Annotated in this window: 20 protein-coding genes and 1 pseudogene; 4 read left to right on the forward strand and 17 right to left on the reverse strand. The window is 56.6% G+C overall.

The annotated features are described in order from the left end of the window. Positions 1–44 precede the first annotated feature (44 nt). From AB8B20_RS15810 to AB8B20_RS15890, 17 genes are all read right to left on the reverse strand, one after another. Positions 45–1,037 (reverse strand): Bug family tripartite tricarboxylate transporter substrate binding protein, encoded by a 993-nt coding sequence (locus AB8B20_RS15810; RefSeq protein ID WP_439074717.1) that lies wholly within the window; start codon positions 1,035–1,037, stop codon positions 45–47. 59 nt (positions 1,038–1,096) lie between these two features. Continuing rightward, entirely contained in the window at positions 1,097–1,927 is an 831-nt protein-coding gene (locus AB8B20_RS15815; protein WP_439074716.1) for a RidA family protein, read from the reverse strand. After that, positions 1,924–2,679, reverse strand: a complete 756-nt coding sequence (locus tag AB8B20_RS15820) for an IclR family transcriptional regulator (protein ID WP_439074715.1) — start codon at positions 2,677–2,679, stop codon at positions 1,924–1,926. Before AB8B20_RS15820 ends, AB8B20_RS15815 begins: the two co-directional genes overlap by 4 nt. Positions 2,680–3,432: 753 nt before the next feature. Continuing rightward, complete coding sequence (locus AB8B20_RS15825; protein WP_439074714.1) at positions 3,433–4,356, reverse strand: NAD(P)-dependent oxidoreductase; 924 nt, start codon at positions 4,354–4,356, stop codon at positions 3,433–3,435. Between the two features lie 66 nt (positions 4,357–4,422). After that, positions 4,423–5,412, reverse strand: a complete 990-nt coding sequence (locus tag AB8B20_RS15830) for a Gfo/Idh/MocA family protein (protein WP_439074713.1) — start codon at positions 5,410–5,412, stop codon at positions 4,423–4,425. Between the two features lie 106 nt (positions 5,413–5,518). Continuing rightward, positions 5,519–7,021 (reverse strand): aldehyde dehydrogenase, encoded by a 1,503-nt coding sequence (locus AB8B20_RS15835; protein ID WP_439074712.1) that lies wholly within the window; start codon positions 7,019–7,021, stop codon positions 5,519–5,521. 70 nt (positions 7,022–7,091) lie between these two features. Further along, complete coding sequence (locus tag AB8B20_RS15840) at positions 7,092–8,081, reverse strand: amidohydrolase family protein (RefSeq protein WP_439074711.1); 990 nt, start codon at positions 8,079–8,081, stop codon at positions 7,092–7,094. Positions 8,082–8,096: 15 nt separating this feature from the next. Next, on the reverse strand, positions 8,097–9,485 hold the full coding sequence (locus tag AB8B20_RS15845; RefSeq protein WP_439074710.1) for an amidase: 1,389 nt from the start codon (positions 9,483–9,485) through the stop codon (positions 8,097–8,099). A gap of 201 nt (positions 9,486–9,686) precedes the next feature. Next, positions 9,687–10,391 carry an ABC transporter ATP-binding protein gene (locus tag AB8B20_RS15850; protein ID WP_439074709.1) on the reverse strand — a complete coding sequence of 235 codons (705 nt, stop codon included), beginning with the start codon at positions 10,389–10,391 and terminating at the stop codon, positions 9,687–9,689. Next, complete coding sequence (locus AB8B20_RS15855) at positions 10,384–11,169, reverse strand: ABC transporter ATP-binding protein (protein ID WP_439074708.1); 786 nt, start codon at positions 11,167–11,169, stop codon at positions 10,384–10,386. The genes AB8B20_RS15850 and AB8B20_RS15855 overlap by 8 nt, the downstream gene beginning before the upstream one ends. 23 nt (positions 11,170–11,192) lie before the next feature. Next, positions 11,193–12,452, reverse strand: coding sequence for an ABC transporter substrate-binding protein (locus AB8B20_RS15860; protein ID WP_439074707.1), 1,260 nt, complete (start codon positions 12,450–12,452; stop codon positions 11,193–11,195). A gap of 44 nt (positions 12,453–12,496) precedes the next feature. Beyond that, the gene (locus tag AB8B20_RS15865) at positions 12,497–13,459 is read right to left on the reverse strand and encodes a branched-chain amino acid ABC transporter permease (RefSeq protein WP_439074706.1); all 963 of its coding nucleotides are present in this window, start codon (positions 13,457–13,459) and stop codon (positions 12,497–12,499) included. Then, positions 13,456–14,307: a branched-chain amino acid ABC transporter permease gene (locus AB8B20_RS15870; RefSeq protein WP_439074705.1), complete on the reverse strand. Its 852-nt coding sequence runs from the start codon at positions 14,305–14,307 to the stop codon at positions 13,456–13,458. The genes AB8B20_RS15865 and AB8B20_RS15870 overlap by 4 nt, the downstream gene beginning before the upstream one ends. Before the next feature lie 15 nt (positions 14,308–14,322). After that, the gene (locus AB8B20_RS15875) at positions 14,323–15,207 is read right to left on the reverse strand and encodes a polysaccharide deacetylase family protein (RefSeq protein ID WP_439074704.1); all 885 of its coding nucleotides are present in this window, start codon (positions 15,205–15,207) and stop codon (positions 14,323–14,325) included. Further along, on the reverse strand, positions 15,194–15,916 hold the full coding sequence (locus tag AB8B20_RS15880) for a fumarylacetoacetate hydrolase family protein (protein ID WP_439074703.1): 723 nt from the start codon (positions 15,914–15,916) through the stop codon (positions 15,194–15,196). The genes AB8B20_RS15875 and AB8B20_RS15880 overlap by 14 nt, the downstream gene beginning before the upstream one ends. After that, positions 15,913–16,659, reverse strand: coding sequence for a polysaccharide deacetylase family protein (locus tag AB8B20_RS15885; RefSeq protein WP_439074702.1), 747 nt, complete (start codon positions 16,657–16,659; stop codon positions 15,913–15,915). Before AB8B20_RS15885 ends, AB8B20_RS15880 begins: the two co-directional genes overlap by 4 nt. Before the next feature lie 278 nt (positions 16,660–16,937). Further along, positions 16,938–17,606, reverse strand: coding sequence for an aldolase/citrate lyase family protein (locus AB8B20_RS15890; protein ID WP_439074701.1), 669 nt, complete (start codon positions 17,604–17,606; stop codon positions 16,938–16,940). A 373-nt stretch (positions 17,607–17,979) separates the two neighbouring features. Here AB8B20_RS15890 and AB8B20_RS15895 point away from each other — a divergent pair, with 373 nt between their 5' ends. The 4 genes and pseudogenes from AB8B20_RS15895 (at position 17,980) to AB8B20_RS15910 (ending at position 20,350) form a co-directional block, all read left to right on the forward strand. Further along, complete coding sequence (locus AB8B20_RS15895; RefSeq protein WP_439074700.1) at positions 17,980–18,705, forward strand: GntR family transcriptional regulator; 726 nt, start codon at positions 17,980–17,982, stop codon at positions 18,703–18,705. Between the two features lie 62 nt (positions 18,706–18,767). Beyond that, positions 18,768–19,466 (forward strand): GntR family transcriptional regulator, encoded by a 699-nt coding sequence (locus AB8B20_RS15900; protein ID WP_439074699.1) that lies wholly within the window; start codon positions 18,768–18,770, stop codon positions 19,464–19,466. A gap of 525 nt (positions 19,467–19,991) precedes the next feature. Then, positions 19,992–20,117: pseudogene (locus AB8B20_RS15905) on the forward strand (SDR family oxidoreductase); the annotation flags it as partial. Beyond that, entirely contained in the window at positions 20,114–20,350 is a 237-nt protein-coding gene (locus AB8B20_RS15910; RefSeq protein WP_439074698.1) for a hypothetical protein, read from the forward strand. The pseudogene AB8B20_RS15905 and the gene AB8B20_RS15910, both read left to right, overlap by 4 nt. The last annotated feature ends 166 nt before the right edge of the window (positions 20,351–20,516 follow it).

Here is a 20,516-nt window from a genome sequence, read left to right on the forward strand (position 1 = left end):
GTCAACTTCATTTTTAGCAAACTGTGCGGGTAAGTTTATTCCCTCTATTCTGGCGAGATCCCAGCCGCTCTTACGGAGCGCAACCATTTGTCTCTTTCATCCCGTACGAATTCGTTGATCTGACCAGGTGCCACCCAGCGTATATCCACCGAGAGATCCGACATTCTCTTCCTGACCTCCACGTCGTTCGCGAACGCCTCCAACCGAGATCCTAACGTCGCGGTCACTTCCGTAAGGAGTCCTGCAGGACCAGCAAATCCAAACCATGGAGTTAGGTCGTACCCAGGAATTACGGTGTCATTGAGCGATGGTACATCAGGCAAAAGTGGACTAGGGGCCGCCGTTGACACCGCGAGACATCTCAACGCTCCAGAGTTTATCAGAGGGAGTGCACTGGCTAAATCAATGATCGCGACCTTAATCTGGTCACCGAGCACATCTGTGAGAACCTGCGGTACACCGCGGTAGCTAACCCTAACGATATTTATATTGTTAGCCGTTTTCAGAGTTTCACCAAGTATTTGACCACTGGAATTTCCATGTCCATATTCAATTTTACCTGGATTGTCCTTGGCGAAGCGAACTACGGCTTCGATCGACTGGAACGACGAATCCGCTTTTACGCAAACGACCGTCGGCACGCGGGCTACAGCAGCGATATGACTGAAATCAGTCACGGGATCGTATGCAACTTTCTTGAAGAGTGCTTCGACCGCTGAGTGTGTTGTGTTGGTCGTTGCGACCAGTACGTAGCCGTCAGGCGCAGCACGAGCGACCGCGGCGGTTCCAATCATTCCACCTGCACCGGCCTTGTTTTCGATGATTGCCGTGCCGTTCGTTCGCGACGATAAGAATTGGCCAAATTGGCGCGCTATGGCATCGGCGACCGATCCTGCAGGAAACGGAACGACGATGTTGATAGGTTTTGTGGGATAGCTTTTTTGTGCGAAGGCCGGGGCGGTCTGCCCTACCAGCACAGCAACGCTCGTCTCAAGAAGTGTTCGCCGAGTGATGCGGCGCGCAGTCCAGCGGTTCATGTGACAATCCTCAAATTAAGCAGCTTGACAGCTTCTAGGGCGCGGATCGTTGATCGGATTTAGGTTGCGGCGATAGCGGCGATTTCCACGGCGTATTCCTCGGAACCAGGGACAGCCTGGACACACGCCCGCGCTGGTGCTGTGCCCGCGGGCACCCAGGCTTCCCATACAGCGTTCACTTCTTTGGTGTGACGTAAGTCTTTGAGGAAAACCATTGCAGAGATCAATCGATGCCGGCTTGTGCCAGCGGCCAACAAGATCGCATCAATTTTTTCGAGAATTTCACGTGCCTGATCACCGGCTGATATATCGGATCTGTTTGGAAGTAGCCCCCCGATATGCACCATGCGATTAAAAACTACTGCTCGACTGAGGCGTGGGAGGTTGCCGATGCGCACGATTTCCTCGTCCTGGCTTGGCCTTGAGATATCTACCACTCCATCAACCCGGCTGGTGACCCGTACAACATTCTCATCTTTGCAATCTGCTTCTGTGAGTGTGAAGCCAAACGACCGTAATAATCGCAGACTGGCTTTACCGACATCGCACCAAATCAGAGATGCGGCATGCGAACGCGCCAAACCGAGAAGATGCGTCAACAGTATTGACGCTGCGCCCGCGGAGCCCTGCTCGTCGTAAGTTGTCAGGGCGCAGATCTTCCATGCACGATCATAGGCTGAATGCGGTAGCGCTTCCGCACGGATTGAGCCCCAACCGAGCAGCATGCCACGATCGTTAAACAAGCCAATCCGCTCTAACCCTTCGCTGATCGCCGCAGGCGGCTCGCTGACGTACTCGCATCTTTTCGTCGATGACTGATCGTACTCATCTCTGGATAATTCGCGGAACGTATAGTTCGTCGAGGGTTGCGTCTTTTCTATACGGTTCATTTTCCGTCTCCGTGCGCGATGGATCGCGACTTTACCAATTCGATAATTTGCGGCACCGCCTGCTCCATGGCATTGCGGGTCCAGCGGCTCGCAGGTCCCGAAATAGTGAGAACTCCAAGAAGACCGTCGGGACTATTAATGGCGACGCTAACCGCGCCCACATTCGGTGTTCGCTCACCCACGCCAATGAAGAATCCCTTTCTTCTGACGAATGATATGTCACGGATGAGCAAGGCTTCGCTTATGCCCGAGGCCACAGCCAGCTGGATGAACGTTTTCTGCTCTGGGTCTGGCAACAACGACAGAAAGACGCGCCCGGTCTCGCCAGCATACAACGGGAGGGATTCGCCGATTGGCACGACTCGGCGGACGGCGTGCGTCCCATCAACAACTTCAACACAAATCCGTTTTTCACCGGACTGCACATGAAGTGACGCCGTCTCACCGAATTGATCAACAATGGCCTGCATAATTGGACGCATCGCGCGCCTAAGATCGATACGGCTGGAAACCAAGACACTTATCGAAACAAGTTCAGCTCCAACGCCGTAGCCCCCTGACTCGGAACGGTAGGCGAACCCTGCCGCCACGAGAGAGCGAACTAAACGATAGACCACACCACCGTTCAGGCCGGCACGCCGAGCCAAATCTTCAAGTAGGACGGGCTGCTCATTCGCAACGATGATCTGCAAAACGGCAAGCGCCCTATCGACCGTTTGCGAACCTCCTGTCTCGCTTGCAACTTTCGACATTCGAAAGTTCACTTCCGTTTATTGAATGTACGACTATGCGTATCTCTAGTGGCGGCAGGTGTCAATCTTTAGGTTCGCTTTACAGCCGCTGACCCATGACGCATCGGTGCAAACCTGCGGCACTAGGCGCAAAGGAGGATGTCGACGGCCTACGATGCGGTCCTGCAGACGGTACAGACGATCCCTTTGGCACTCCCCTTTGGCCCTGATGATCGTTCTCGCGGGTGCGATGTTGATGTCGCCGTAGGTCACTCTTTCCCAAGGGCGATCGCGCCCGCGGATGGCATTTTCTTTCGAAAGCGTATGTTTGTTCGCAGGATGGTCATGACGCTCGAAATGCTTCATATGTTCGAAGCGGAAATCGCGAAATTCGGCGTCCGGCCATCAAGCCGGCTCACGCAGCTGGCGTTCCGGCCTATTTCATCGACGAGACCCTCGGCAACGGCATCGTCAAAGCCATGCCTGACGGAACGCACCAGATCATTGACCTTGCCGAAACGGATCACCTCGCACAGAGCGTTTCTCTCTGTCGATGACGCAGGGTTTTCTCTTATCACTTACCGCCCGGGACGTGCTGCCGGCAATCGGTGATGACATAGAACTGGGCCAAGTAGAGCATGTCCTGGAAGAATTTTCGGATCCGGATTTCAAGCGACGACGCCAGCATTTCATCTCTCCAGTATTCGAGGAATGGGAGCGGTCGCTGAAACCGCCCCCACAACCGAGCAATATACCTGCCTGTCGCCCAAAGCATTATTTGGGAGGAGATTTGGAGGCGCTTCGATCAATCCCGTTCAACGTCTCCAAGACTTTACAAACCGCGGCGGGATCGAGTTCACCGAAACCGAGCGACAACCCGGCATGGTACATTTCGGATGCTGCAGAGTACAACGGAAGCGCAACTCCATGCTCTGCTGCGAATCCATCAATAATGGAAAGATCCTTACGATAGAGGCGGATTGTAGAGGTCGCCTCTTCGTAGTTCTGATCCCGCATGATCGGTCCGCGGACCTGAAACATTCGCGACGTCGCGGCGCTGTCAGAAAGGGTCTCGTAAACGAGCGCAGGGTCAATTCCTGCTTTCATACCTAGTACCATTGCCTCAGCAGCGGCGACGTTGTGGATTGTAATCATGTGATTTGCTATGTACTTGAGCATGCTCCCATGTCCGAAATCACCAACGTAGCGCTGAATACGGGATATGCCTTCGAAGACCTCAAGGCACTTCTGGAACACCGCCTCCTCTCCGCTTCCAAGCATGACGAGATCTTTCTTTTCAGCTTGGGCGCCAGTGCCACTGACCGGACAGTCGAGCATCTTCATCCCTATTGGCTCAAGGCGCTCCAGTGCCGCCTTCTTAGCCGCAAGCGGGAGTGTGGAACTCTCGACGACGATTTGCCCCGTTCTGCAAGCGGCTGCAATTCCGTCTCGACCACCTACAACCGCGTCGAGAGCAGCGGCGCTGGGCAATAGTAAAAGCATAATCGGCGCGGCATCTGCGACCTCGCGAGGAGACGCAAGGGCTTTTGCGCCCATTGATCGCAGCCGTTCCTGCGCCTCGGGTACCGGGTCATATCCAAATACTTCGAAACCAGCATGGCGAAGGTTCTTCGCCATCGCCGACCCCATGATACCAGCACCGATTATCCCGACGCGCTTTTCGCTTGATCCCGTCATATGCCGTCCTCACTGTTAGGTGCCGTCGGGCGACCGCGCCACCCGAGATTGCCTCATTTGGCCGCGTCAGATGTCCTCAATAGCGCCGCTAACAACGGAGCGGCGGATAGCCGCAAAGGTACGCACGTTCATGAGCATCTCCTCATGAGTGACAGGATACGGATCGCCGCCCATCACAGCTCTGCCAAAAGCTTCGAGGTTGTCGCGAATTGCAGGATGCGGCGGGTAGTAAGCGGAAATCGGATCGCCGTCCAAGGCCTTGCGCGTCACATCCCATCCGGTCGAGTTCTCTGGATGTGAGCGATCGCGCACTTCCATCCAGCCCTTAGACCCAAAGACAGCGAATCGTCCCATAAAGGGCGTGGCAAGGATAGCCGTGAGCAGCGCGGCTGCACCGCTCTCGAATCCAATCGAAATCGCCAAAGTATCGCCGTTAGGAAAACTGGTGCCGAGCGTTGACAGCCTCGCAAGCACGTTCTTCGGCCGACCGAGGATCGCGATCGAGAGGTCCACCATGTGGATGCCTGGCGCGGACAAAGGCCCCACGGGATTAATCGTGTTGGAAAAACGCCAGCTATCCGCAGAAAGATGAGTCATCTTGTCGTGGCTGAAATTTCCTTCGACCAGCATGGCATTGCCGAATTCACCGTCGGCGAGGCGACGCCGCATTTCGAGAATGGCGGGCATAAAACGACGCTCGTGACCGAATCCGAGCTTGATCTTGGCCGCTTGAACGGCAGCAATCGCCCGCTCGGCTTCCGCTTCGGTCGTACACAGCGGCTTCTCGCAAAAGATGTGCTTACCGGTCGAAGCAACAGCTACAATCTGATCAGCGTGTTGTTCAGTTGGGGTACAGAGGATTACGGCGTCGATGTCGGGTCGCGTGAGAACCTCGGCAAAGCTCGTGCCGATCTCAAGTCCGAGCGCGGCCGCCTTGTCGCAGGCCGCTTCGTTCGGGTCAATTCCGAGGACCGGCTTCATGACCTTGCTATCGGCAAGCGCCGCTGCAATCGTCTGTCCCCACCAGCCCAATCCGACAATGGCTGCTTTAATCATGCTGTCTCCTCCTCAAATTGGCGGCAATGCCGCTCATTGACTAGCCAACGCTGCCCACTGGCCGAGGCAATGAAGTCAGTCCAGTGATAAGAATTCCAAAGAGCTTTTAGCTGTAACGCTTCTCTCGGCCGTCGTCGGCGTACCAGTCGAATGTCTCATCGGAGAGATTGACGACCACATTCTGAATCTGGGTATATTCTTCGTAGGCCACGACGCCGTTCTCACGGCCGATGCCGCTCATCTTGAACCCACCCCAGGGCGAACAAGGATCGATGCGATGATGGTCGTTGATCCAGACGATGCCGCTCTCTAGCTGATGAGCTACGCGGTGCGCACGGGTGACATCCCGTGTCCAGATCGAAGTAGCCAGCCCGAACTCAGTTCCGTTCGAAATCGCAATCGCTTCCTCTTCGGTGTTGAAGGGGATCACACACACCACGGGCCCGAAGATTTCTTCCTGGGCGATGCGCATGTTTGGCTTAACTTTGGTGAAGATGGTTGGCTGGTGGAAGTATCCTTTGTCGAAGATCTGACCGTCCGGCCGCTTGCCACCGGCCGCCAGAGTTGCACCCTCCTCCAGACCGATCTTCACATAGCGCTCGGTAAGTTCGCGTTGCTTGGCCGAGACCAAGGGCCCCATCTGAATGGCCATATCTTGCGGATCGCCGATCCGGATCGCGCTGGTCCGCTTCACTAGCTCGGAAACGACTGCATCGTGGATCGAACGTTGAACAAGGAGGCGCGCGCCCTGCACGCAGGTCTGACCGGTCGCGATGAACGAAGCAAACAGAGCCGCAGCGACGCCGCGCTCGATCGGGGTGTCGTCGAACATGATCACCGCCGCTTTGCCGCCAAGCTCGGCGGCAACCTTGGTCAGATTGGCGCCTGCCATCGAAGCAACCATCTTGCCGGTTTCAGTCCCGCCGGTCAGATCGATCTTCTTGATCCTCGTACTGCCGGCAAGCGCTTTGCCCGCCGTCGCGCCAAAGCCCGGAACTACGTTGTAAACGCCGTCCGGCACCCCCGCTTCCTTGAAGATGTCACCCAGTAGCAACGGGGTGATCGGCGCGAGTTCACTCGGTTTCACGACCATAGTGTTACCCGCCGCCATGGACGGCGCGATCTTCTTCGTCAAAATTAACAGCGGATGATTCCACGGCGTCACGTGACCGACCACGCCAAGCGGGACGCGGCGGGTGTAGTTGAGGAAATCACCGCCGAACGGTGGCACTGTGTCCTCGTGAGTGCGTGCCAGCGCGCCAAAATACCGGAACCACTCCGGCAGGCGTCCGAGCTGCGCACTCATCTCCCGCCGAGCGCGACCGATCTGATCGACCTCAATGGTGATGAGCTCGGGAAGCTTCTTGGCAAGTAACTCACCTGCCCTATGCATGATGTCCCCGCGTACGGCACCCGGCGTTGCAGCCCAAACCTTGGCCGCACGCTCCGCGGCGTCAATCGCCATGTTGATGTCCTGCGCGTCACCTTCAGCCACGTCAGCAAGATGGCTGCGGTCCTTCGGGTTTTCGACACGGATGGTCCGTCCGGTGCTGGCTGGCTGAAAGCGACCGTCGATATACAGACCGTAAGGTTTGCCATTGTTCATCATGATAGATCCATCGAAGCTTAGCTGCTTGAGTCAAAAAAACGCGCCGCCGGGCGACGGCACGGCGAGATTTTCAGCCGATCCGGAACAGGCGGCTGGCGTTGCCGAAAAGGATCTTCTCACGGTCCGCGTCCAAAAGTTTTGCGCGCCGGACCAGTCCGACGGGATCTTCGTCGCCCATGTCGAAAGGATAGTCGGAGCCCAACATCACCCGATCGATGCCAACCGTCGCCACCAGCGTTTCGATGAGCGAAGGAGAAAACACGCAGGTATCGTACCAAAGACGGCTTAGGTAGGTCGAAGGCGCATCTGCAGTGAGTTTGCGAACCTCCGGACGTACCTTCCAGGCATGATCCATGCGCGCGGCATAGAACGGGTAATACCCGCCGCCATGGGCGATGACGACCTGCAGATCCGGATGGCGATCGAGAATACCGCCCAGGATGAAATGAGCGACCGCCATTGTCTCTTCGACGGGCTGGCCCACGCTGTTGACCATGAAGAAATCGCCTAAACGCTGGCCATGCGAGAAGCCCAGCGGGTGAATGAAGAGTGGCACGCCAAGCTTGGCCAAGCGGGCATATAGCGGATCGAAAGCCGCATTGGACAGTTCGAGCTCCTCAACACGGGTATCAATCTGGAACCCACGAAGGTCTAGTGTTTCCACGGCGTGGACGGCCTCTTCGACCGCGCGCGCGGGGAATCGCATTGGCAGCGTACCCATACCGACGAAATGCGTAGGATCTTGCGCCACCAGTGCTGCAATGTCCTCATTCTGCACGCGGGAGAGCGCCACGAGCAACGCCTCGTCCGCCCAATAGTTCTGTTGCGCTGGCGCCGGCGCGATCACCTGGACGTCGACGCCCATCGTCGCCATCATCTCGCGTCGCTTCGCAATATCCAGCATGAGGCCGGGCAATATCTTGCCCTGCTCTGCATCCGTCTCCCGACTCGCCGGCGACATGTCGCGACGATAGGGATTGCTCATTGGATCGTATTTCCCGGCAACCAGAGGCTCTACGCGCTTACTAAGCGCGTGGGTATGCATATCGATAATCGGCATTTTATTGTCTCTTGGTCAGTTGATGGCGGCAGCGGGCGGCACTCGATGATGCCAATCGGTCGCTCCCTGGTAAGCATGCGCAGTACGAAGGATGGCCCCTTCGCTGTAAGGCCGTCCGACAAGCTGGAAGGCAATCGGGAGTCCTGCGCTGTCAAAGCCACAAGGCACCGACGCTCCGGGTAGACCCAGATAGTTGATGCCGCGGGTGCAATGCGTCACTTGCCCAATCACGCGCGCGACGTCACCTGGGTCGCCTTCCGTTGTTTCGGCAATCGTGGGTACGGGGATCGATATCGCTGGCAGAAGCGCTAGATCGGCCTCGCCTATAGAAGCTGAAATCCACTCCTGCGCGATCTTCGCTCGCATCGACAGCGCCTCGACATATCGCGTCGCTGGATAGAACAGTCCCGGCTCGATACGTGCACGGACCTGATCGGCGTAGTCCTGTGGACGTTCGACTAGCCAGCGGCGGTGAATGGTCGCTGCTTCGACGCTCATCACAAGGTGCATGAGCGCATTGATCGTAGCCATATCGGGCGGAGACGTCTCAATGACGAGTGCACCGAGCGATTTCAGAACAATGGTAGCTTCGCCAAGGGCTGACGCTATCTCCGGATGCAGTAATTCCCGGTAATAGCCGCCGGGCACGGCGATCTTCATGTCGGCAATGCCGCCATCGATTCCTGCGAGAAAATCCCGCGCAGCGATAATCGATAGGATCTGGGCAGAATCCATCGCAGTACGCGTTAAGGGCCCGGGGCAATCCAACGTCGAAGACATCGGCATGACACCGTCCGACGGCACAAGCCCCCATGTCGGCTTCAGCCCTACAAGGCCACACATTGCTCCAGGATGCCGAAGCGATCCGCCGGTATCAGTACCGAGTGATGCCGTAACAAGACGTGCAGAAACGGAGACGCCGGACCCCGATGAGGAACCACCCGGAACATGTGCCGGATTCCAAGGGTTCAGCGGATGCCCAAGGAACTCGTTATAGCCGGTGGGGCTGAGTGCAAATTCGGCGAGTTGCAAACGGCCGAGATCGAGCGCGCCAGCAGCATCCAAACGAGCAACTGCCGTGGAAGTCGTTTCAGCCCGGAAAGCGGAACGGATCTTCGAACCGCCTCCGGAGATATGTCCCTTCCGATAAAAGAGATCCTTGTGCGCGAGCGGAACACCGTGGAGTGAAGCCAGCTGAGCCCCCGAGTTACGGAGTTTATCCGCCATCGACGCCGCTTCTAATGCACTCTCACGATCAAGCTGAACTACGGCATGAAGCACGCGGCCGATGCTATCCAAACGATCAAGAGCGACCGTCGTGGCATCAAACGACGTAACCTCGGCCTTGGCGATGGCGGACGCCAGCCCGCTCAGATCGAGCGCAGCGATATCCAACTTACTCATTTGCTAGAGTCCTTCGCCGACAACCACGACACGAAAGAATATGGCGTGTCGTCGAGCGTCATCTGATCCAAAGCCAGTACTGAAACCCGAACATTCGTATCAGAAACAAGTGCTGCCATTCGACTTGTTCGTGTGGCAGCAGATTCCGCTTGGTTAAGGTCGGATGCTATGGCGCGAAGTAGGGCTTCGTTCATGACCACCTCAATGCACACCAAGGCGCTTAAACAACACCTCTTTCTGATTATTCAGCTCTTCCGCCGTTCCATGATGAACGATCTGACCCGTTTCCATGACGTAAACCCGATCAGCAACTTCAAGGGCGCTGTAGAGGTTTTGCTCGACAAGCAAGATCGAGAGGCCTTCCCTCTTCAGGTCTTCGATGATGCCCTCCAGATGCTGCACCATGACCGGAGCGAGACCTTCCGACGGTTCATCCATCAAAATCAATTGAGGGTCGATCATCAGCGCGCGGCCAACAGCAAGCATGCCTCGTTCACCGCCAGAGAGCTGCCCGCCACGATGATTCTTACGCTCAGCCAACCGCGGGAAAATCCCGAAAACACGATCAAGCGTCCAGCCGTGCTTCGCGCGCGCGCTCTTCAACATGGTCAGATGTTCGGTCACCGTCAGTGACGGAAACAAGCGTCGGCCTTGCGGAACGATCGCAATCTTCCGATCAGCGATTTCATGCGCAGTGAGGCCAGTGAGGGTTTCTCCCTTCCACCTGACAGTTCCAGCTTTAACTCTTGGGGGTGTGAGCCCCATGATCGAGCGGATGAACGTCGTCTTGCCCATTCCATTTCGGCCTAGCAGAGCAACGATCTCGCCTCGTTTGACGTCAAGAGAAACGCCATTCACGACGACGGCGTCCCCGTAACCACTGTGCAGATCGCGAACCTCAAGCATGACGCGGCTTCCCGAGATAGACTTCCTGAACCTTTGCATTGCGACGGATGCCCTCTGGCGGCTCCTCAACAAGTACCCGGCCCTCAAACATACAGGTGACGTGATCGACGAGACCCAGTGCCAGGTCCATGTCATGCTCGATCAAGACGACAGTGATTGATGGATCGAGCGATCGAATGACTTCAGCAATCATCGATCGTTCCGATGGCGATAAACCAGCCGCAGGTTCGTCCAACAGCAACATCGTGGGCGTCGTGACCAAGGCTATCGCGATTTCCAGCTGGCGTTGCTCTCCGTAGGACATTTCCTTCACGATTACGTCAGCGCGCTCCGCGATACGCGCAGCTTTCAATGCGGCGTCTACGCGGTCGGCGTCCGTTGAATCAGGCTCCGGAGATCCGAACATTGAGAATTTGCTCGGCTTTAAGCCTCGCAACGCCAACATCATGTTGTCCTGCACGCTCAGCGTGGGGAACAGATTGGTAATTTGAAACGTGCGCGAAATCCCGAGCTGTGCGCGCCGATGTGGCGGCATCTTGGTGACGTCGTAGCCGTTGAAGACAATTTTGCCAGATGTCGGCGGATGAGCGCCGGCAATCGCGTTGAACAGCGTGGTTTTTCCCGCGCCGTTGGGGCCGATGATGGCGCGGCGCTGGCCACGCGGTACCGTGAGACTGACGCCATCGACTGCGCGAAGCGCATCAAAGGCGACGGCCACGTCGCTGAGCGAGAGAATTGGTTCGGACACGAAACTTTCCCGTTGAAGGAGGCGCGGCAAAGCCGCGCCTCAATGTCGATAGGTCAGGTTTTCTTGATGCCCTGGAAGGCGCGCGAGTACGGCGGCTGCTTCAGGTAGGTCGCCGGATCGTACTTCCAGAATTGCGAGACCTGCGGATAAGTCTCGAACGGAACGTTCCACCACTTGCCATCGTCTCGCTTGACGATCTTGCGGATGTAATGGTCGTAAACCGGATTGCCGTAGTCGTCGAACTTGACTGTCTGGCCAAGGGGCGAATTGTCGAGCTCGGTCCTCAGTACCGTCTCGATCAACTTCTCACGATCTTCAACCTTGCCGTCCATCTTCTTAAGCGCGGCATCGAGCCACATTGTACCCGAGTACATCGAGAATGCGTACAATGATGGAATCTTGCCAAACTTCGCCTCATACCCCTTCACGAAGGCCCCGGTTGTGGCATTGGGCGCCCCTTCGGCGAAGTGCGCGCACGAGATGATGCCTTCGCATTCCGGTCCAAGCGTGCGGATAACCGCCTGGTCGGTACCGTTCATCGACATGAGAAGCGGAATTTTGCCTTTGAGACCGAACGACGAGAACTGTTGAATGAATCGGGTCGCGTCTGCGCCAGTCTCCATTGAATAAAGAGCATCGATCTTCAGATCAGCGATCTGGCCAAGGTAAGGGCTAAAGTCCGCGGTGTTGAGCGGATGCCAGAACTGCTGGACCACCTGTCCGCCACCTTCGGTGAACACCTGCGAGAGACCACCACACTGCTCATGGCCGTAGGTATAATCTTGGCTGATTATTGCGATCTTCTTGTAGCCCTGCTTGAGCATCCAGTCGCCGACCGGATGGGTCGATGCACTCGCGCTGTAGCCCGCCACGCGAATGACATTCTTGATCCGTGCACGCTGGGTAAGGTCATCGGCAGCAATGTTCGAGATGAAGTACGGCGTACCGTTGCCTTTCACATAGTTCGCAACGGCGAGACCGGTATTTGCCAGCACATTTCCAAGCAACAGATGGCAGTTTGCCTGCTCGACCAAACGACGTGCCTTCTGCAAAGCGACGTCAGGGTTCGAGGCATCGTCTTCCACGATCAGCTCGACTTTGCGGCCGCCCATCATCTGGTTGTTCTGCTCCAGATAAAACTGAGTGCCTTCGACCACTTCGCGGCCGACGGCGGCGACGACGCCGGTCAGCGAAGCCATAAGGCCGATCTTGATCGGCCCGGCTTGAGCTTGCGCGCTGCGCCAAGGCGCGACACCGACACCAGCCGCTGCAACTGCAGCTGTGGAAGTCTTGAGAAACGTCCTACGATCCATCTCGAAGTCCTTTTGTTACAAGCTTATGTGAAACCAAGGGGCGACTAGCGTTTCTTGCGTGACAGAAGGGAACGGACTTTTCCGATAACCCCTTCCGGCGCGAAGATCATGACCACGACGAACGTGATACCGAGCACCATCAACCAGCGTTCTGTCATTCCGCTGACGATATTCTCGAGGGCGATTACTGCTGCGGCGCCAATGAATCCACCGAACAGCGTTCCAATGCCGCCCGCGATCATCATAAGGACGCCTTCGACAGATTGAGCGAGAGCAACGCTCGAAGGGCTGACGAAGTTATTGAACATCGCGTAGAGCGCGCCTGCGACACCGGCAAAGAAGCCGGAGACGGTGAAGCCGATGAACAGATGCAGTGGCACGTTGTACCCAAGGCTTCGCATACGACTTTCGCTGTCGCGGATACCACGGAGCGTTAGACCAAATGGCGAGCGTACAAAGCGCCACATAGCGAAAGACACAATGACCGTAGTTGCCAAAACTGCCCAGAAGAACGCGCCATGATCGGCCAACAACTGAGGACGTACATCGCCGCGGATGCCGTTCTCGCCGCCAGTCACCTGCGTCCAACGTAGGCATACGCCCCAGATGATCATGCCTAATGCGAGGGTCAGCAGCTGGAAGTACACTCCTGACGTACGCACCGCGAGGGCGGCGAAAACCACGGCGGCAGCCGTTGCCGCGATTACGCCCGCAAATAGCGCCAGCCACGGAGAAATCTCTGTCTGAGCCGAGAGATACACCACCACATAAGTCGAGACGCCAAAAATAGCGCCGTGGCCAAGCGATGTGCGCCCTGCAAATCCTGCCAAGATGTCGATTGACATCGCCAGAATCCCAAAGATCAGAACTTCCGTAGCAAGGCCGACCTGATAGCTAGAAAGCACCAAAGGCAGCGTGGCGATAGCAACGACGATTGCTGCGGCGGCGATTGCGGCTCGGCCGGTTATTCCGGCGAGACGGGAGGGATTTGCTGTCTGATTCATCATGCTGCACGTCCGAACAAACCGAGAGGACGGAAGGCAAGAAGAACTGCCATCGGCCCGAAAATTACGAAATAGGCGAGCTCGGGGAACATGACTTGACCGAGCGTATTCAGGAGACCCACCAGCAAACTTCCGACGGCGACGCCAACCAGACTGCCGCGACCACCGATGATCACAACCGCAAGACTAAACGTGAGGATTTCTGCGTCCGCAGAGGGGTAGAGCGATAGGAACGCGCCACCCATCAATCCGCCCAGACCCGCCAGCGCCGAACCGAAAAGGAAAGTGAAAAGGAAGACACGGCGGATGTTCACACCCGATGCTTCCACCATTTCAGCATCGTCCACACCTGCTCTGATGAGAGCGCCGATCCGTGTGTGATTAAGGATCATCCAAAGTCCGATGAAGATGAAAACCCCCATCCCAAGCACAAACAGTCGGTAGATCGGATAGAATGTTCCGAAGACTCGTGTGCCACCTTGCAGTATCTGCGGGATAGGAACGGTGAAACTGTCTCCACCCCAAATGACCAACGCAAGGTCGTTCAAGAAGAATGCAACGCCAAGTGTCATCAAGACCTGCTTGGTGTCACTTCCTCTGACAAAGCGCAGAAGCCCCTGGTCGAGGACGAAACCGATGGCCGCAATGGCTGCCATGGCACCTACTCCACCAAGTACGAAGCTGCCGCTTTTCGTGGCAACGCTGTACCCGACATACCCGCCGAATAGGTAAAGTGCGCCATGCGCAAGATTGACGATGCGAAGAAGACCAAAGATCAGTGTGAAGCCGCTCGCAACCACGAAGAGCAGTGCGGCGAACGTTAAGCCGTTAAGGATTTGAAAGAAGCTCATGCCTAGCTACGCCGTCTATGCTGTCGGTGCCTTGGGACCTACGGAGAGGTACCAATCGAGGATTTGCTCACCGGTCATGAAAGCCACATCCGGTTTGCTTGCGATGGTGTCGAAGATGCGCCGGAAGTACTTCAGGCGATGCGGCGCGCCCATGATGTACGGATGCGCAACCAGTGCCATAACTCGCGCGGAATCTTCCGCGTCTTCATAAATCTGCTCGAACTGATCGATGGCGCGATCGTAATATTCTGATGCTTTGTGATGCTGGATGAGCATCATCGCCACATCGTTACACTCCTGCGTGTAGGGAACGTTTACAATGGGTGTCGTCTCGGTCTTGATCCAAACTGGTTGATCGTCCAAAACCCAGTCACACACGTACTCGTAGCCTTCAATTTTCAGAAGATCCGGAGTTTCCCAGGTTTCGGTGAGACCTGGTCCGAGCCAGCCGCGGGGACGCTTGCCAGTCACCTGCTCAATTACATCGGCGGTTTTGCGGATATCCTCGCGCTCATTCTCCACTTTCTGCATGTTTCGCTGGGTGAAGCCGTGGCCCATGAACTCCCAGTTTCGCGCTTTGGCGGCCTCAACGATCGACGGATAGGCGACGATCGCCGAACCGTTGATCGCGAGTGCAGCCGGGATGCGAAAATCGTCGAATACTTTCAGCATGCGCCAGAAGCCGACGCGGTTTCCGTACTCGTGCCAAGCCCAATTAGGGATATCAGGCGACGGGACGCCACCAGCCGGCGGAGTGAGAACTGTGCGCGGCATGGTCTGCTTGGCGTCCCATTCCTCAACATTGACGATCACCCATACCGCCATGCGCTTGCCGTCTGGCAGCGCCAGCTTGGGGCGACCGTCAATCGGTGAGTAGGAAATGCGTTCAGTGGGCAGCACGATCGCTCTCCGCTGCAGTGATGGTGATGGTCAACGAAGGCAACCCTTCGATACGCGCATCGATGACGTCGCCGGGCACCACGGCGCCCACGCCCGCGGGCGTGCCGGTGTAGATCAAGTCGCCAGGCTCTAATTTTATCTGTTTGGAAAGCTGAGAAATGATTTCCGGCACATTCCAGATCATCTGGCCGATGTCGCCGCACTGTTTATCGACACCATTCACAGAAAGCATAATGGCGCAGTTGCTGAAGAGTCTTGCATCGCGGACGGATGCGATCACTCCGCATGGCGCCGACGCATCGAAGCTCTTGCCCATCTCCCAAGGGAGCCGCAGATCGCGCGCGTCGCGTTGCCGATCGCGGCGGGTCAGATCAATGCCGACTGCATAGCCCCAAACATGATCGAGAGCGTCATCGACCGCAATGTTGCGCCCCGGTTCGCCGACCGCAATCACAAGTTCGACTTCGTACTGAAAATCTTCAGTGTACGGCGGGTAAGGAACACGCGAGCCGTCCGGAACGACGCTGTCACGCGGTTTCTGGAAGAAAAACGGCGGATCTCGCTCGTCCCCCTCCTTCATTTCGCGGATGTGATCGAGATAATTCCGGCCGACGCAGTAGACGCGGCGGACCGGAAAGTACCCTCCCCCGACAACCGGCACGCCGGTTGCCGGGACCGGCGGGATCACGTGTTGGCGGGCGGCGTTCACTTCGCCACCTGGCCATTGTACCAATCGAGAATCTGGGCACCGTTCCAGTGTACGACCCCGTCGAACTTGTTCACGTAGTCGTAGATTGCTTCGAGGTACTTGATGCGGAACGGCTGACCCGAGATGTACGGGTGGATCGCAATCGACATTATCTTCGGCCGATCGGCGCTCTCAGCGTAGAGACGGTCGAACTGATCCTTGGCCCGATTGAAGAGCTGTGATGCGTCGTGGTGCTGGACCATCATCATCGGGATGTCGTTCAGTTCGACGGTGTATGGCAGCGTCGTAAGCGGCCCCTTCGCTGTACGAATGACGGTCGGCTCATCATCATAGACCCAATCACCGATGTACTTAACGCCTGCTTCCGCAAGATATTCTGGCGTTTCCAGCGTCTGGGTCAGACCCGGCCCGAGCCAACCAACCGGGCGCTTACCAGCAAACTGCTCGATCACATCCATTGAGCGATCAATCATCGCCTTCTGGTTTTCTTCCTTATGAATCGGCCCCTGCTCGTATGCATGGCCCATGAACTCCCAATCGAGATCCTTCGCCTCTTGCGCAACGCGGGCATAGTCTTCACACACACGCGCATTGATCGAAAGCGTCGGCTTGATAGCCAGCTTCTTGTAGAGGTCAAAGAAGCGCCAAACGCCGACGCGCATGCCGTATTCATGCCAGCCCCAATTGGCGACGTCCGGCAACAACGGAAGGCCGGTCGGCGCAGGCAGCACCTGACGCGCCATCGGCTTGGCGATATCCCAGACCTCCAGATTCACGATTGTCCAAACGATCATGCGGGAGTTGCCCGGCAGCTTCAGCTTCGGACGATCGACGATTGCAGAATAGTCGCATCGATCGCGTGGCAAGGTTGGGCCGGTCATACGGAAGTTCCTTTATTCTCTACAGTTTCAGTGAGGTAATAGACGCACAAAGCATCCGAGAAGCGGGCAAAAGCCGAGCAGATTTTTCGAGTAACGCTGCATTCCGCCAAGCTCTGTTGGACTAACGAGGCCGACTTCATTCATCGGACTATGCCCCGCAAATCTCGGAGACCAGGCGCCATCAGGGTTGCGAGTGATACGTAGAGAAGACGGGCGCCTCGCCCGAGCCATTCACGGGCGGAGCTCGGAGTCACCGGGAGACCAAACGGCTTGCCCGCGATGGCCAAGTCCGTCACGAGTCCATCAACCGCTGAGGCCACTTCTGGGTGGCCGATGTCACCAAGGCGGCCCATCGAATGCGCGAGGTCGCTCGGCCCGACGAGGACGGCATCGATTCCAGACGACGAGGAGATCTCGGCCCACGCGAAGCCCCCTGGGAGACTTTCGATTTGCGCCATGGGGGCCAGATCGGCCTCGCGGCCGCGCGCAGCAGTCCGGTCGACGCTCCTCAGTAGCACGCATTTTTGCGCGCTCTCTACGCCTGGAAGAACTAAACCGTCGATACAACAATCAAGACATCGAGTGAGGACGGCCGAGTCTTTGGACGGGCCTCGTACGATCGCACTCATCCCGCGCGCCTGTGCCGCACGAGCTAAGACGGGAACATTCTCCACGGAGATCGCCGTTCGCTCGCAGTCGATGAAAAGACAGCTCACGCCGAAATCGGCCAGTACATCAACAACCGGAAGAGCGCCCCCACCGGAGTTTGCCGCAATAGCCGCCCCCCCGGTCGCCAGGAGATGCTTCATCCGGCCGGTCACGCCAACCACCGTTGGAACTCACGCAGGCATGAGGCCGAGACACACTCCGGAAGCGCAACTTCCGATCGCTCCCGCTTTGCTACGTGTCGCGCCGTGCCGTTCATTTCCATTTTCCGTACGCCCTTCCCCAACGTGTATTCGATTACGCAACATTGAGTACAATCCACCCAACAGTCAACAATTATTGTATACATTCTGAGAGCAAAAAATTGGCAATTTGTTGCTTCACTTCGTGCGATGCAGCTAATTTTTGACCTTTTATCGCGCTTACAGGGAACTAATGAGGTGCGTGCACTGCAATATTCGTCTTGCGAGACTCATCGAGATACTGTATGCATTTCCAAGCAAACAACGTGAAATCATGTCCGATCAGTCAGCTCAATCGCCCGACCGTACCGCCACGCGATCACTTTCAGTCGCCGACCGCATCCGGTCCTTCATTTTGGAGGGGGACTTCGAACCCGGCGCCCGACTGCAAGAAGTTAGGCTCAGTGAGATGTTGGGGGTGTCGCGGACGCCAATACGTGCCGCACTGCAATCCTTGGCAGCGGACGGGCTTCTCGAATACGCCCCGAATTGCGGATACTCAGTTCGAAGTTTTCAAGCACCAGAGATCATCGATGCTTACGAAATCCGCGCGAACCTAGAAGCAATGGCTGCACGGTTTGCGGCCGAACGTGGCCTCAGCGATGAGGAACGCGACGTCATCGAGCAAGCCCTCGCGGATGGCGACGAGCTACTTGCCAAGGAGCCGCTCGGTGAGACCGAACGAAAAGTTTACGGTGCGATTAACTTCATAATTCACGAAACTATACACAAGGCAGCACGTTGCCGGATGCTCGTGGAAATGATCCGTCTTTGCCAGATCGTTCCTCAGTCGTCCCTGCATTACATTGTTGCTTTTGAGCATATGGATGTGCGCCGTCGTCACGACGACCACCATAGAATCTATGACGCAATCCTTACGCGCGATGCCCATCGCTCTGAGCTTCTGATGCGTGAACATGTCGCGACCGTAAAAACAAGTTTGGTACGTTCGATGACTCGTCGTCGTAACGGCAAAGATCGATCAAATATCCCATCGTAGCGATTGAGTGACTTACGCACAGTTTCTGATACAACCGCCGACCTCAGATAAGGCTAGCTGCCGTGACTGCCATTGCCGCCCCTCCTATCGACCTTCCGGTTCGAGCGGGTACACGATCTCTGTCGGTGCTGGAGCGTGTTCGCAACGACATTCTCGACGGGACTGTCGCGGCAAGCGAACGCATGAACGAGGTGCAGCTCAGCAAGCGGCTTGATGTGTCACGAACTCCAGTCAGAGCCGCTCTTCAGGCTCTCGCCGGGGAAGGCCTATTAGACTATTCACCTAATCGCGGCTTCACAGTCCGGGAATTTCCGTTGAGCGCCATCGTTGGCGCGTTCGAAATCCGGGCATCGCTTGAAGGGCTCGCAGCGAGGCTCGCTGCCGAACGGGGGTTTAATCCGAACGAGCACGCTGTGATGGAAGCGAGCTTGGTAGCGGGAGACGAGTTGCTTTCCCACGCCACCTTGTCTGAAACGGATTTGCTTGCTTATCGCGATATCAACGCAGATTTTCACCAGACTTTGATCTCGGCCGCCGACAATAGGATGCTCGCCGAGATGGTCCGGAATTGCCAGAATGTGCCCTCTTCGTCTGCAAGGAACATTGTGGCGTTTGAACATCGGGAAGTCCGTCGTCGGCACGACGATCATCATCGGATCTACGAGGCGATCAAAGCACGGGAATCTTGGCGAGCGGAAATGCTGATGCGCGAGCATGTAATCGACATCCGGAATTCGTTCTCTCGTTCGATCAGACGATGACACGCAGCGGACTGGCGAGCTTCTGACAATTGCGGGTTCAGTATTCCCCTCCGGTCAGCATGGATGCGTCGCCGACAACCTAGACCTGCAAAGTGAAGTGAGTTCACTACGAAACGCCTGTAACCTAACGTGTCGAGCTTCTCAATTACGAGGCACTCAAGTTCGTCGTGCGCTCGGCGATGCCCTCGGTCACCGCCAGACGCCAGGGCGGGGACACTTCAAGCTTGATTACCAATAGACCGGCCGCCGATGACGCCGCTTCTGATGTTTCCGAAGAGACGATCGAGGTGACCTGTTAGGTCGATCTCCGGCACCGTCGGTAGCCGGTGCGGAACGGACCGGAAGCCTAGCAAATACAGATGGTCCGCCATTGCCGAGGGAATAGGGGAACACCTATCCGGCGAGCTGACTTAGCCCTGCATGTCTGCCTTTTCGCGCTTGAGCATGGAAAGGTTGCGGTGCGGGCCTCGAAGTTCCAAAGAATGAGGAGAAACTGTCGCACGCTCGGCGCCATGGGAGCGCTCGATCGCTTCTGTTGTCGCCTTCCTTGCAAGCGACGACGCTTCCTACATCACCGGCGAAACCATATATCTGGACGGCGGACGCCGCGTGCTGAATTGTGTGATGCCCGAGCAAGGAGCTGGAGAATGAACTTGTTCGCCAACCTTCACCATATCTGCCTCGTCGCGAACGATATCGACAAAACACAGGCGCACTACCAATCTATAGGCATCGGACCTTGGCAGGATTACCCACCCCTGATCGAATATACCGAACTGACTGCTCCGAACTCCGAAGCATTCGCAGAGCTGACGTATCATGTTTGCAGTCTGCCGAATGTGCAGGTTCAACTCTGCCAGCCGCTTCACAAACGGTGTCCTTAGCGGGATTTTCTCGATGCGAAAGGAGAAGGCGACTATCACATCGGCTTTTCGGCAGATAGCACCGATGCGGCCGAACAACAAGCAATGGATCTAGGTCTGTCCGTCCTATCGAAAGGACGTCGCGACAACAGGACCGGCTTCACTTACTACGAAACGCAAGCTGAGC

The organism is Tardiphaga sp. 866_E4_N1_4 (genome assembly GCF_052076075.1).
GTDB lineage: Bacteria > Pseudomonadota > Alphaproteobacteria > Rhizobiales > Xanthobacteraceae > Tardiphaga > Tardiphaga robiniae.